A 13,295-nucleotide genomic window follows, 5' to 3' on the forward strand; every position below is an offset into this window, starting at 1 on the left:
TAGTGGACACGATTGCCAGTTTCTTCAGTTTTATCACCACACCTGTGTCATGGGTCATCGTCCAGTTTCACTCGCTGTACGGGATGATTTTCGGCCCCGACACGGGCTGGGCCTGGGGACTGTCCATCGTGTCCCTGGTGGTACTGATCCGGATCTGTCTGATCCCGCTGTTCGTCAAGCAGATCAAGTCGACCCGGAACATGCAGGTGCTCCAGCCCAAGATGAAGGCGATCCAGGAGCGCTACAAGAACGACAAACAGCGTCAGTCCGAAGAGATGATGAAGCTGTACAAGGAGACGGGCACCAACCCGCTCTCCTCCTGTCTTCCCATCCTGGCGCAGTCGCCGTTCTTCTTCGCCCTCTACCACGTGCTCTCCAGCATCGCGAGCGGCAAGACCGTCGGCGTCATCGATGACCAGAGGCTGCTGGACAGCGCGCGTCAGGCGCATATCTTCGGTGCCCCGCTGGCCGCCAAGTTCATGGACAGCGCCGACAAGGTCGCGTCCCTGAACGCCTCCCTGACCGATGTGCGGATCGTCACCGCGATCATGATCGTGATGATGTCGGCGTCGCAGTTCTACACGCAGCGCCAGCTGATGACGAAGAACGTCGACCTGACGGTCAAGACGCCGTACATGCAGCAGCAGAAGATGCTGATGTACATCTTCCCGCTGATCTTCGCCGTCACGGGTGTCAACTTCCCCGTCGGTGTGCTCGTCTACTGGCTGACCACCAACGTGTGGACCATGGGCCAGCAGATGTATGTGATCAACCAGAACCCGACCCCGGGCAGCAAGGCGCAGGACCAGTACCTGCAGCGTCTGCTGAAGACCATCACCACGCACAGCGAGGTGCGGTCCCGCCGTAAGCGCACGATCGTCCAGGCGATCGTGGCCAAGGGGCCGGATCGCAATGACAACGAGCGTAAGTTCGTCACGAGCCTGGCCAAGGCGGGGCTGGCCGCACAGCCCGACGGAACGGTGATCAAGAGCGACACCGCCGCCGCCGAGGCCGAGTCCGGTGCCGCGGCGAGGCGGCACCAGCCCAAGCGCCAGACCAAGGCGAAGCGGCAGGCCGCCGCCACCCCGTCGGGTACGGACAAGCCCGAGCAGCCCAAGGACTCCGAGGCCGCTGGTGAGCCGGCGAAGACTTCGTTGCAGAAGGGCGAGCCGCAGGACACCGCGTCCAAGCCGACGGGCAAGCCCGCCGCCGGTTCCGCACGCCAAGCCAAGTCGGGGCAGCGTAAGGGCCAGCAGCGGCCCAAGCACCCGTCCAAGAAGTAAGAAGGAGTCCATCCGTGACGGAAGGCACCATCTCCGCCGCCGAGTCCGCCGACGAGGGGGGCGACACCCTGACCCGCCTGGAGCAGGAAGGGGAGATCGCGGCCGACTACCTCGAAGGTCTGCTCGATATCGCTGATCTCGACGGCGATATCGACATGGACGTCGAGGCCGACCGGGCCGCGGTCTCGATCATCAGCGACTCGGCACGGGACCTGCAGAAGCTTGTCGGACGCGACGGTGAGGTGCTGGAGGCACTTCAGGAGCTGACTCGGCTCGCCGTGCACCGGGAGACCGGGGACCGCAGCCGGCTGATGCTGGACATCGCCGGCTTCCGGGCCAAGAAGCGCACCGAGCTGGCCCAGCTGGGCGCCAAGGCCGCGGACGAGGTGAAGAGCACCGGTGAGCCGGTGAAGCTGAAGCCCATGACGCCCTTCGAGCGGAAGGTCGTGCATGACGCGGTCGCCGCCGCGGGTCTGCGGAGTGAGTCCGAGGGCGAGGAGCCGCAGCGCTTCGTCGTGGTGCTCCCTGCCTGAGCGGTCCATTCTTTTCGGCCCCGTCTGTTGCGCAGACGGGGCCGAGTTTTGTCAGCCTGATAGTCAGCCACCGGCCGGTGGTTCGGTATGGAAGGACGGTTCCCGTGACGGAGGCAGCAGAGCTTCCCCCCGCACCGGATGAGGCGCGCACTGTTTTCGGTGAGTTCTTTCCGGAGGCTGTCCGCTACGCGGAACTACTGGCGGACGCGGGGGTCAAGCGTGGCCTGATCGGCCCGCGTGAGGTCCCGCGGCTGTGGGAGCGGCACCTGCTGAACTGTGCGGTGCTCTCCGAGGTCGTGTCCGAGGGCGTGACGGTCTGCGATGTCGGTTCGGGCGCGGGGCTCCCCGGGATTCCGCTGGCGCTGGTACGGCCCGATCTGAAGATCACGCTGCTGGAACCGCTGCTGCGGCGGACGAACTTTCTTCAGGAAGTCGTCGAGCTGCTCGGTCTGGACCATGTGACGGTGGTGCGTGGCCGTGCCGAGGAGGTCCTCGGCACCCTGCAGCCGGTCCATGTGGTGACGGCCCGCGCGGTGGCTCCGCTGGACAGGCTGGCGGGCTGGGGGGTGCCCCTGCTGCGGCCGTACGGCGAGATGCTGGCGCTCAAGGGCGACACGGCCGAGGAGGAGATCAACGGGGCCCGCGCCGCACTGAGCAGGCTCGGTGTGGTGGAGACCTCGGTCCTGCATGTCGGTGAGGGCATCGTCGATCCGCTGGCCACCGTGGTGCGTGTGGAGGTCGGGGAGAGCCCCGGCGGTGTGCGGTTCGCCACGAAGCGGGCCAAGGCCGCACGGGCCGGCCGTGCGCGGCGGCGCCGTTGAGCCGTACAGTCCGTACTGCCTATCAGTGATGCTCCATACAAGCTGCCATACCTATGCAACGCGGAGTGTCGTGACGGTGTAGCTCTGCGGCCCGTGCATCGTGTTTCACGTGAAACGTCGCTCACTGCTGCAGGGAATCATCGGCCGTGGCCGCGCTGCTGCTACACCGCGCGGCCGAAAGCCCCTCGCAAGGGGGACGGAGTTGTCCACAGTGATGGATTCCTCCACAGAACCACGGGCCTCGCTGGTTCACGACCCCGAAAGCATGGCAGGCTCTGTCCATTGCGAGTCTGAAGTCGAGGAGAGTGAATCCTTGCGGTCCGACGCCAACATCGCGGGACCGATGACCGATCCGGTCCCCGGTCCCCGTACCGAGTCGGCGGGGGAGGATGTTTCACGTGAAACACCGCCCCCGATGGACGACACCCCCATTGGCCGTGCGGCCCAACTGGCGGTGGAGGCACTGGGCCGCGCCGGTGAGGGTCTGCCCCGCCCAGAGCAGACGCGTGTCATGGTTGTCGCCAACCAGAAGGGCGGCGTAGGGAAGACCACCACCACGGTCAATCTCGCCGCCTCGCTCGCGCTCCATGGCGCGCGCGTGCTGGTGGTCGACCTCGACCCCCAGGGCAACGCCTCCACGGCGCTCGGGATCGACCATCACGCCGAAGTTCCCTCGATCTATGACGTCCTGGTGGAGAGCAAGCCACTTTCGGAAGTGGTCCAGCCTGTCCCGGACGTCGAAGGTCTCTTCTGTGCCCCGGCCACCATCGATCTCGCCGGTGCGGAGATCGAGCTGGTCTCGCTGGTGGCACGGGAGAGCCGACTGCAGCGGGCGATCGAAGCGTACGAGCAGCCGTTGGACTACATCCTCATCGACTGCCCGCCCTCGCTCGGCCTGCTGACCGTCAATGCGATGGTCGCCGGCGCGGAGGTGCTGATCCCTATCCAGTGCGAGTACTACGCGCTGGAGGGGCTGGGTCAGCTGCTGCGGAACGTCGACCTGGTGCGGGGGCATCTCAACCCCACACTGCATGTCTCGACGATCCTGCTGACCATGTACGACGGCAGGACGCGGCTCGCCTCGCAGGTGGCGGACGAGGTACGGAGCCACTTCGGCAAGGAGGTGCTGCGGACGAGCATCCCTCGTTCTGTACGTATCTCCGAGGCGCCGAGCTATGGGCAGACGGTGCTGACCTACGATCCGGGGTCCAGTGGCTCCCTGTCGTATCTCGAAGCCGCCCGTGAGATCGCGCTACGGGGGGTCGGGGTCCACTACGACGCCCAGCAGGCCCATGTGGACAGTCAGAACAGTCAGCAGAGTATGTCGGAGGGGATCCAGTGAGCGAGCGACGCAGGGGATTGGGACGTGGGCTCGGTGCGCTGATTCCTGCCGCTCCGCAGGAGAAGCAGGTGACCTCTCCAGGAGCGGCCGCTGCCACTCCGGGGGCGGCTCCCGTACTGACCGCAGAGCGGGGTGTGGCAGCAGCGAAGGTGACGTCGCTGCCACAGGCCGCCATGGCGCCGGAGGCGGAGACGGTGGCGCCGGAGTTCGAGGCGGCGCCCGAGCCGGCGGCGGCAGGGGCGCACTTCGCCGAAGTGCCGATCGACTCCATCACACCGAACCCCCGCCAGCCGCGCGAGGTGTTCGATGAGGACGCCCTCGCCGAACTGATCACCTCCATCAAAGAAGTCGGCCTCCTCCAGCCCGTGGTCGTACGGCAGGTGGGCTCCGAGCGCTACGAGCTCATCATGGGCGAGCGGCGCTGGCGGGCTTGCCGGGAAGCCGGACTGGAGCGTATTCCGGCGATCGTCCGCGCGACCGACGACGAGAAGCTGCTGCTCGACGCGCTGCTGGAGAACCTGCACCGTGCCCAGCTGAATCCGCTGGAAGAGGCCGCGGCCTACGACCAGTTGCTCAAGGACTTCAACTGCACGCATGACCAGCTGGCCGACCGGATCGGCCGCTCACGTCCGCAGGTCTCCAACACGCTCCGGTTGCTGCGTCTCTCTCCCCCGGTACAGCGCAGGGTCGCCGCCGGTGTGCTCTCGGCCGGCCACGCGAGGGCGCTGCTCGCGCTGGACGACTCCGAGGAACAGGACCGGCTGGCGCACCGCATCGTGGCCGAGGGGCTCTCGGTGCGCGCGGTCGAGGAGATCGTGACCCTGATGGGCTCGCGCCCGCAGAATTCCTCCAAGGCGAAGGGTCCGCGGGCCGGCGCCCGGCTGTCGCCGGCGCTGACTGATCTCGCGTCACGTCTCTCGGATCGTTTCGAGACCCGGGTGAAGGTGGACCTGGGCCAGAAGAAGGGAAAGATCGTCGTCGAGTTCGCTTCGATAGACGATCTGGACCGGATTCTCGGCACCCTCGCCCCCGGTGAGGGGCGCGTCCTGGACAAGGGACTCGCCGAGGAAACCGGGGAAGACGACGAGAGCTGAGGCCCTCAAACGGCCTTTGGGCGGGCCGTGTTCCACGCTTACCGGAACACGGCCCGCCCTTTGCTGTCTCGCGGTGTGCCGGACATCTTCGGGTGGATACGATGCGTTCTGGTATGGCGCATCCACCTTGATCCATCCCGGAAGGAGCGCGGGGCCATGCGATCGGTGAGCCGCAGTCGGCTGGTATCGGCTGGACTGGGTCTTGGAGTGCTCGGCGGTTTCGTCGGCAGCCTGCTTAGGGAGCGGAGCGCGTTGACGGCCGCCCGCGGCGCGGCAGGCGAAGGAAGTGAGGAACAGCCTCCATGGGGCGTCGGCTCGTACCGCTCACGCTGGACAACCTTTCCGACCTCCCCAAGCGCTGCCGAGCGTGTGTCTTCTGGGAGCTTGATCCGGTCAGCGGAGAAGCAGCGGTAGGGGCAGGCCGAGCCGAGGCGGAGAAGGAAGCCTGGATCTCGGCGGTTCTGCTGGAGTGGGGATCCTGCGGCCGCGTGGTGTATATCGACGATGTGCCGGTCGGCTTCGTCCTGTACGCGCCTCCGGCGTATGTGCCGCGGTCCATGGCCTTCCCGACGAGCCCGGTCTCTCCGGATGCCGTCCAACTGATGACCGCGTGGATGATGCCGGGGTATCAGGGGCAGGGACTCGGTCGAGTGATGGTGCAGACCGTGGTGAAGGATCTGCTGCGGCGGGAGTTCAAGGCGATCGAAGCCTTCGGGAACGCCCGCTGGAAGGAACCGGCCTGTGTGCTCCCCGCGGACCATCTGCTGGCGGTGGGCTTCAAGACCGTACGTCCGCATCCGACGTATCCACGGCTGAGGCTGGAGCTGCGGACCACGCTCTCCTGGAAGGAAGACGTGGAGCTGGCGCTGGACCGGCTGCTGGGAGCCGTCAAGAAGGAACCCGCGCTACGGCCACTCTGAGCCGCGCGACGGATGCGAAAAGAGAAACGGGCCGACTCCCCCGTGGGGAAGTCGGCCCGTTTCACGTGAAACATCGGGGGGCCGACGGCTGCCGACTTACTGGCCGATGAAGTCCTCAAGGTCGCGGACGAGCGCGGCCTTCGGCTTGGCACCGACGATGGTCTTGGCGACCTCGCCGTTCTGGTACACGTTCAGCGTCGGAATGGACATGACGCCGTACTTGGCTGCCGTGGCCGGGTTCTCGTCGATGTTGAGCTTGACGATCTCGATCTTGTCGCCGTGCTCGGCCGCGATCGCCTCGAGCGACGGGGCGATCTGGCGGCACGGTCCGCACCAGGCGGCCCAGAAGTCCACCAGTACGGGCTTGTCGCTCTTGAGTACGTCGTCGTCGAACGACGCGTCGGTCACATGCTTCAGGTCGCCGGCCACGGCGGCCTCCTTAGATTCGCGGGGTGTGGGTCGGTACAGCTGGTCAGACGGTGGCGGTCTTCTCCGGCTCGGCGTTCTCGCTGTCGCTCAGCGCGGCGAGGAAACGCTCGGCGTCGAGAGCGGCGGAGCAGCCGGTGCCCGCAGCGGTGATCGCCTGGCGGTAGGTGTGGTCGACGACATCACCGGCGCCGAAGACACCGGACAGGTTCGTCCGTGTCGACGGGGCGTCGACGGTCAGGTAGCCCTCGGGGTCCAGATCGAGCTGGCCCTTGAACAGCTCGGTCCGCGGGTCGTGGCCCACCGCGATGAACAGACCGGTCACGGAGAGCGCGGAGGTCTCGCCGGTCTTGGTGTTGCGCAGGGTCAGACCGGAGAGCTTCTGCTCGCCGTGGATCTCGGCGACCTCGCTGTTCCAGGCGAACTTGATCTTGGGGTCGGCGAAGGCGCGGTCCTGCATCGCCTTGGAGGCACGCAGGGTGTCCCGGCGATGGACGATCGTGACGGACTTGGCGAAGCGCGACAGGAAGGTGGCTTCCTCCATCGCGGTGTCGCCGCCACCCACCACGGCGATGTCCTGGTCCTTGAAGAAGAAGCCGTCGCAGGTGGCGCACCAGGAGACACCCCGGCCCGAGAGCGTGTCCTCGTTGGCCAGGCCGAGCTTGCGGTGCTGGGAGCCGGTCGTCACGATCACGGCCTTGGCCTGGTGCACGGTGCCGGCCGTGTCGGTGACCGTCTTGATGTCACCGCTGAGGTCGACCGCGACGACATCGTCCGGGACGAGCTCGGCGCCGAAGCGCTCCGCCTGTGCCCGCATGTTGTCCATCAGGTCCGGGCCCATGATGCCGTCGCGGAAGCCCGGGAAGTTCTCCACATCGGTGGTGTTCATCAGCGCACCACCGGCGGTGACGGCGCCCTCGAAGACCAGCGGCTTCAGCGATGCACGCGCGGTGTACAGCGCGGCGGTATAGCCGGCGGGCCCGGAGCCGATGATGATCACATTACGGACGTCGCTCACGGGTTTCTTCCTCGTCTCTGCAGACTGCCTACTGGGGCCGGATCAACGACTTTCACCCCATCCAACGGATCCTACGGGTCCCGCATTCCCGAGGCGTCCCGGCTCCACGAAGGGGGGTCGTCAGTGGCGGAGGTAGGCGTGCTTGAGGAGGACTTTCCCCTTGCCCGAAGGATCGCTGTCCACGCAGGCCGCGTCGATCACATAGGCCTGCACACGGGTGCTGTCTGTGGCGTCCGGCAGCACGACGAGGTAGGCGCTGCTGCCCCGGTACGTACCCGGCTCGGCGGCGAGGGCGGGCACGGTGCTCCCCGTGCCCTGTCGAATACAGGGCGGGATCTCGGGCTCGGGCTGGAGCAGCGGCGAATTCGCCGTGCTCCGGTCACCCCCGGTAGCGCGAGGCTCCTCGGCTTGTGAACCCTTGGACTCCTTGACCGTGGCGCCCGGGGCCAGCAGCGCGTCCACGCGGCTCTGAAGATGGGCTTCCGAGAGCTCATTGCCGTTCCCCGCGGCGCTGGCCGCAGAGTCGGCCACGGAGCTTTTGGCGCTGTTCGTCGCCCCGAGCGACCCGAGCGACTGGATCAGGAGAACGCTGACCCCTACGGCCGCTGTGCCGAAGACGGCACCCAGGACGGCGTTGCGACGGCGACGGCGGGTGTGCCCACCGCGGCCGGGACCGGTGGCTGCCCTCGGACGGCCGGCGGGTCGGTCCGTCCGTACCGAGTCCGCCGAGGTGGACTCGGTCAGGGTCGTCGGCGGCCCGGCCGGTTCGGCGACGGACGGTGTCGCGGGCGTGGGGGATGAGGACGTCCGGGACGAGGGCGGTGTTTCACGTGAAACATCCGCGGTCTCATCGGGGGCAGTGGCGTTCAGGAGCGCTTCCGCCGCCAGCGCGGCATCGATACGTCCGGCGACATCGGCAGGCATCCGAGGCGGTCCGGGCAGTGTGCCCAGGAGTCCCCGGATCTCTTCGAGCGAGTCATGGACATCCGCGCACAGAGCGCAGCCGTCGAGATGGCGTCGTACAGCGGCGGTACGGGACGGCGAGAGCAGCCCCTCCGCGAGATCGGAGATCTCCGAGACATCCGGGTGCTGAGCCGTGTCGGTCGTAGATGTCACGCGCGCCCACCTCCGCCCTTCACTCCAGCAGGATCACTCGGTCCTGGGTCTGTTGGTTCCGCTGCCGGTGGGACGGATGCCCCCGGCGTCCGGTTCCTTCCCCGGCCGAGACCGCTGTTATCCCTGGTGGCCCCGCGTAGATGCGTGAGCATGGGCAGCAGTCTGGCCCGGCCGCGTGCGCAGCGGCTCTTCACGGTTCCGGTGGGCACGCCCAGTACTGCGGCGGCCTCTGCCACGGGGTAGCCCTGCATATCGACGAGAACCAGGGCGGCCCGCTGGTCGACGGGGAGTTTGGCCAGCGCCGCCAGCAGTTCACGGTGGAGATCCTGGCGCTCCGCGGGGGCCTCCGCCGACTCGTGGGGCTCAAGGAGCTGCTCCAGCCGCTCGGTGTCGTCCACGGGGGAGGTCCTGCGTGAGGCGGCCTTACGGGCTCGGTCGAGACAGGCGTTGACGGTGATGCGGTGCAGCCAGGTGGTCACGGCGGACTGCCCGCGGAAAGTGTGGGCCGCCCGGAAAGCGGAGACCAGCGCGTCCTGGACCGCGTCGGCGGCTTCCTCCCGGTCACCCAGCGTCCGCAGGGCCACCGCCCAGAGCCGGTCCCGGTGGCGGCGTACCAGCTCGCCGAAGGCATGAGGGTGGCCCGCGACATGAGCGCTCAGCAGGTCCTGGTCGCTTGAGTCGCCGAGTGCGGCATCGTCCAACAGTGAGCCCCCCTCCCCTGATCCCTCAGCCGGTGAACGTGATCTCGGAGATTCCCCCGCGGAAGCGGTCGGCAGACCCGTCCGTGGGCAGTTCGGTGATGTGGATCAATACGTACCGGGTTCGCACGGGCTTGTCGAGAGTGGTCTTGAGAGTTCCGCCCACAGTCTCCAGCTTGGTGAGGCGCTGAGAGAAGTCCGCGAGCGCCGACGGGTCCGACGCGTCCGCATCCGCCGCGAGTAGCTCGGCCTTCTGGCCTCCGCGGTACATGTCTATGTCGATGCCGGACACGTCCTGCACACTGCCCAGGTCGACGATGATTCCGCTGCCCTGCTTGCGGTCCGGCAGATTCCCGAAGTTCGGGTAGTTCTGGTACTGGAGCGTGATCCACGCGGTTCCGGGCTTGCCGTCAATGGCGTTCGGCACGAGGGCCGGCTTTATCCCGGACCCGCTGGGCATGAACTCCGTCGCGTCGGCGATCCGCAGCGGCTTGGGGGCCTTGGTCGCCTTGTCGTCGCCCGTGGTGGGCTGGGTGGGCACGGGATCGTTCTCGCTCCCCTGGTCGAGGAGGCGGTCGGCGACCTGCCAGCTGCCCAGCCCCAGCGCGGCGATGAGGAGCGCGGCGACGGTCCACTTCAGTAGCTTGCCGGTACGGCTCTGGAGCGGGGGCGGCGGGGGCGCCACCGGCGGGAGGGGCGGAGCGCCGAGGCCCGCCTGCGAGCGTCCGTAGGTGCCCTGCTGGTAGGTGGTGCGCTGGTACTCCGGCGGGGCGGTGAACGTGGGCTCGGGAGGTCGGATGCGCGGCATCTCCGCGACGGCAGCGGCCAGCTCGTCGGGGGTCGTGCAGGGCGGTTCCTGGCGGGAGGCGGTGGCGCCGTCGTTGACCAGGGCGCGCATGGCGAGCTCGGAGAGACCGCGGTGGATGCCGGCACGGACCTGGTCGGGGGCGATGAGCCCGACGCCCTTGGGAAGCCCGGAGAGCCCGTACGCGTCGGCTTCGTAGGGCCAGCGCTGGGTCAGTGCCGCGTAGAGGAGCGCGCCGATCGCCTCCGTGTCGGTGCGCTGCGGCCGGTCCGCGCTGATCCCGCGCAGAGCGGCGTTCACGGCGAGGCCGCGGATGCGGTACTGGCCGGTGGACGTACGCAGCACCGCCCCGGGGGTCAGCCGCAGATGGGCGAGACCCTCACGGTGGGCCGCCGCCATGGCCTGGGAGACCTGACTGACGAGCTGGTACGCCTCATGGGCCTCCAGCGGCCCCGCGGCGAGGAGCGCGGTCAGCTCGACCGCGTCGGGCAGCCACTCGTGAACGACATAGACGAGGTCGTCCTCCTCGACGGCGTCCAGGACTTGCACGAAGCGGGGATCGCCGAGCAGGGCGGAGGACCGGGCCGCCGCCAGTACGGAACGGGCCCGCGGATGGTCGGCCGGGAGGAGATGCACGCCGACGGCGCGGCGGAGCTTCTCGTCGACCGCTCGCCAGCTGCTGAAACCGTCCAGACGGGTGACGCACTCCTCCAGACGGTAGCGTCTGGCGAGTTTGTGGCCGCTGTGCAGCTCGGGCGCCGAGAGGCCCGGTTCGGTGTTCTGCCGTTCGCTGCCCGTGTCCGCTGCGGACTTCTCCGCCTCGTCCTGGGCTTCCGCCAACCCGTCGGTCGTGGCCTTGCCCGCCTTGGCGGCCAGCGGTTCATCACCGCTGTTGTCGGCCACGTCGACGGCAGCCGTGCTACGTTCCGCCACCGTCGCTCCTGCCTCCCCATCCGTTGCGCACTATCCAACAGCCAAGCCAATTGTGCCCACAGTTGGACGCTATGCACGACACGCGGCAGCCGCTGATGGTTGTGCTGGACCCTGCCGCGTTTACCGTCCGAGGCGTCCGCGCACCATGCCGACCATGGCGTTCATCTCTTCGATCCGCATCTTCTTCGCCGCGACGAAGAAGAGGGCCAGCAGGGCGAGACCGCCGCCGAGCAGTGCCACCAGCGAGCTGAGGGCGCTGCTGCCCAGAGCGTTCAGGACGGCGTAGGCGATCGCACCGGCCGCGAGGGCTCCGGGGACGGCCGCCAGGCAGAGCCGGGCGTACGTACGCAGGACGCGGCCACCGTCCAGATCGCCGCCCAGCCGGTTCCGCAGCCTGCGCCAGGCGACACCGACACCGACCGCGTAGGCGAGGCCGTAGGAGGCGGCCATGCCGACCACGGCCCAGCGGGAGGGCAGGACCACATACGAGACGCCGGAGGCGGCGGCGTTGACCGCGGCGACGATGACCGTGTTGTAGAAGGGCGTCCGGGTGTCCTCGTAGGCGTAGAAGCCGCGCAGGACGACGTACTGCACGGAGTACGGGATGAGTCCGAGGGCGAACGCCATCAGGATGAAGCCCATGGAGCGTGCCGATTCCAGGCCGCTGGACGAGAACATCAGGATCGACAGCGGGACACCCAGCGCGAGGAAACCGAAGGCGATCGGCACGATGGCGACCGCCGAGTTGCGCAGTCCCTGGGAGATGTCGTCGCGTACGGCACCCGGGTCGCCGTCGTGGGCGGCGCGGGAGATCCTGGGCAGCAGGGCGGCCATGACGGAGACGGTGATGATGGCCTGCGGCATGCCCCAGATCAGCTGGGCGTTGCTGTAGGCGAGGATGCCCGTGCCGTCCTTGCCGGAGGCGACGCCGGCGGCGGTGGCGAGCTGGGTGACGACCAGGACCCCGGCCTGGTTGGCGAGGACGAAGAGCACCGTCCACTTGGCCAGCTTGACCGTCTTGCCGAGGCCGTGGCCCTTCCAGTCGAAGCGCGGGCGGAACCGGAAACCGGTCTCCCGGAGGTAGGGGATCATCGCGAGCGCCTGGACGACCAGCCCGAGCAGCGTACCGATGCCCAGCAGCCGCACGCCGTCCGGCGGGATCGTCTGCACGGTCATGCCCGAGTCGGCAGCGGTGCCGTACACCCAGATGAACAGACCGAACGTGGTGATCATGACGATGTTGTTGAGGACCGGAGTCCACATCATCGCGCCGAACTTCCCGCGCGCGTTCAGGATCTGGCCCATCACCACATGCACACCCATGAAGAAGATCGTGGGCAGGCAGTAGCGGGCGAAGGTGACGGCGACATTGTTGGCCGCCGCGTCACTGGCGATCGGATCGGACATCAGACGCACCAGCCATGGTGCGCCGAACACGGCGAGGGCCACGATCGCGCCGAGCGCCACCATGACGAGGGTCAGCAGCCGGTTGGCATAAGCCACGCCACCGTCGTCGTCGTTCTTCATCGCCCGCACGAGCTGCGGGACGAACACGGAGTTGAGACCGCCCCCGACGGTGAGGATGTAGATCATCGTCGGCAGCGTGTACGCCACGGTGAAGGAGTCACCGAGCAGGGCCGCGCCCAGCGCGGCGGTGATCACCAGGCTCCGTACGAAACCGGTGAGCCGGGAGACCAGCGTGCCCGCGGCCATCAGGGCACTGGACTTGAGCAGACCAGCGGCCTTGCCCCCCGACTTCTTGGGGGGCGGCGGTGCGGGCGCTGCTTCGGGCTCCGGCGCGGTCAGTACCTGGCCCGAGCCCTGCTGGTCGCGGTAGAGGTGGGCGAACGCGTCCGGATGGGAGTCTTCGTCACCGGCGCGGGAGACCAGGTCGTCGAGGCCGGTGAACTGGGTGGTTCGCGGGTCTTCCCCGTACGGGAGATGGCGCATGGGCCCGGAGGGCTCGGGCGCCGGGGTCTGGGCCCATACCCGGGGGTCGGGCGCGTTCTGCGGGGTGGGCGGCTGCTGGTAGAGCTGGTGGGCCTCCGGATAGGTGCCGGGAGGCGGCGGCGGATGTGAGGCGCGGTCGTAGAGCGCCTCCGTCACCGGATCCTGCGCGGAGAGATCCTGTGACCAGTAGGGGTCCCGGTCGTAGGCATCCTGGACATAGGGATCCTGGGCAGGCTGCGGAGTGGGCGGAATCCGGCCCGCCGGGTCGCCACCCGCGCCCTGCCCACGGTCACCGTCGTACGGCGCGTTCATGGTTACCCCACCTCATCGTCCCCGGCCGACCGGCCACGACATCG

Annotated in this window: 12 protein-coding genes; 6 read left to right on the plus strand and 6 right to left on the minus strand. The window is 68.1% G+C overall.

Annotated elements, in window-relative coordinates; genetic code table 11:
- Positions 1 to 2: 2 nt before the first annotated feature.
- The 6 genes from yidC (at position 3) to CU044_RS05410 (ending at position 5,993) form a co-directional block, all read left to right on the plus strand.
- On the plus strand, positions 3 to 1,283 hold the full coding sequence (gene yidC, locus CU044_RS05385) for a membrane protein insertase YidC (protein ID WP_129767287.1): 1,281 nt from the start codon (positions 3 to 5) through the stop codon (positions 1,281 to 1,283).
- Positions 1,284 to 1,297: 14 nt separating this feature from the next.
- Complete coding sequence (locus CU044_RS05390) at positions 1,298 to 1,816, plus strand: R3H domain-containing nucleic acid-binding protein (protein ID WP_129767288.1); 519 nt, start codon at positions 1,298 to 1,300, stop codon at positions 1,814 to 1,816.
- A 104-nt stretch (positions 1,817 to 1,920) separates the two neighbouring features.
- Positions 1,921 to 2,637, plus strand: a complete 717-nt coding sequence (rsmG, locus tag CU044_RS05395; RefSeq protein ID WP_129767289.1) for a 16S rRNA (guanine(527)-N(7))-methyltransferase RsmG — start codon at positions 1,921 to 1,923, stop codon at positions 2,635 to 2,637.
- Between the two features lie 265 nt (positions 2,638 to 2,902).
- Positions 2,903 to 3,979 carry a ParA family protein gene (locus tag CU044_RS05400; RefSeq protein ID WP_129767290.1) on the plus strand — a complete coding sequence of 359 codons (1,077 nt, stop codon included), beginning with the start codon at positions 2,903 to 2,905 and terminating at the stop codon, positions 3,977 to 3,979.
- On the plus strand, positions 3,976 to 5,073 hold the full coding sequence (locus CU044_RS05405; RefSeq protein ID WP_129767291.1) for a ParB/RepB/Spo0J family partition protein: 1,098 nt from the start codon (positions 3,976 to 3,978) through the stop codon (positions 5,071 to 5,073). Before CU044_RS05400 ends, CU044_RS05405 begins: the two co-directional genes overlap by 4 nt.
- Positions 5,074 to 5,375: 302 nt before the next feature.
- The gene (locus CU044_RS05410) at positions 5,376 to 5,993 is read left to right on the plus strand and encodes a GNAT family N-acetyltransferase (protein WP_129767292.1); all 618 of its coding nucleotides are present in this window, start codon (positions 5,376 to 5,378) and stop codon (positions 5,991 to 5,993) included.
- Between the two features lie 96 nt (positions 5,994 to 6,089).
- Here the strand turns inward: CU044_RS05410 and trxA are convergent, their stop codons facing one another.
- The 6 genes from trxA to murJ form a co-directional block, all read right to left on the minus strand.
- Complete coding sequence (gene trxA / locus CU044_RS05415; protein WP_129767293.1) at positions 6,090 to 6,422, minus strand: thioredoxin; 333 nt, start codon at positions 6,420 to 6,422, stop codon at positions 6,090 to 6,092.
- Between the two features lie 43 nt (positions 6,423 to 6,465).
- On the minus strand, positions 6,466 to 7,437 hold the full coding sequence (trxB, locus tag CU044_RS05420) for a thioredoxin-disulfide reductase (RefSeq protein ID WP_129767294.1): 972 nt from the start codon (positions 7,435 to 7,437) through the stop codon (positions 6,466 to 6,468).
- A gap of 120 nt (positions 7,438 to 7,557) precedes the next feature.
- Positions 7,558 to 8,553, minus strand: coding sequence for a zf-HC2 domain-containing protein (locus CU044_RS05425; RefSeq protein ID WP_129767295.1), 996 nt, complete (start codon positions 8,551 to 8,553; stop codon positions 7,558 to 7,560).
- The gene (gene sigM, locus CU044_RS05430; RefSeq protein WP_129767296.1) at positions 8,550 to 9,254 is read right to left on the minus strand and encodes an RNA polymerase sigma factor SigM; all 705 of its coding nucleotides are present in this window, start codon (positions 9,252 to 9,254) and stop codon (positions 8,550 to 8,552) included. The genes CU044_RS05425 and sigM overlap by 4 nt, the downstream gene beginning before the upstream one ends.
- 25 nt (positions 9,255 to 9,279) lie before the next feature.
- On the minus strand, positions 9,280 to 10,989 hold the full coding sequence (locus tag CU044_RS05435; protein ID WP_129767297.1) for a protein kinase family protein: 1,710 nt from the start codon (positions 10,987 to 10,989) through the stop codon (positions 9,280 to 9,282).
- 120 nt (positions 10,990 to 11,109) lie between these two features.
- The gene (gene murJ, locus CU044_RS05440; protein ID WP_129767298.1) at positions 11,110 to 13,251 is read right to left on the minus strand and encodes a murein biosynthesis integral membrane protein MurJ; all 2,142 of its coding nucleotides are present in this window, start codon (positions 13,249 to 13,251) and stop codon (positions 11,110 to 11,112) included.
- Positions 13,252 to 13,295: the final 44 nt, after the last annotated feature.

Source organism: Streptomyces sp. L-9-10, from assembly GCF_004151105.1.
Classification (GTDB): domain Bacteria; phylum Actinomycetota; class Actinomycetes; order Streptomycetales; family Streptomycetaceae; genus Streptomyces.

What these genes read in the sequence shown, in the direction of transcription:
- CU044_RS05400 (WP_129767290.1), top strand. Translation starts at nt 2,903, where the DNA reads ATGGCAGGCTCTGTCCATTGCGAGTCTGAAGTCGAGGAGAGTGAATCC.
- CU044_RS05410 (WP_129767292.1), top strand. Translation starts at nt 5,376, where the DNA reads ATGGGGCGTCGGCTCGTACCGCTCACGCTGGACAACCTTTCCGACCTC.
- murJ (WP_129767298.1), bottom strand. Translation starts at nt 13,251, where the DNA reads ATGAACGCGCCGTACGACGGTGACCGTGGGCAGGGCGCGGGTGGCGAC.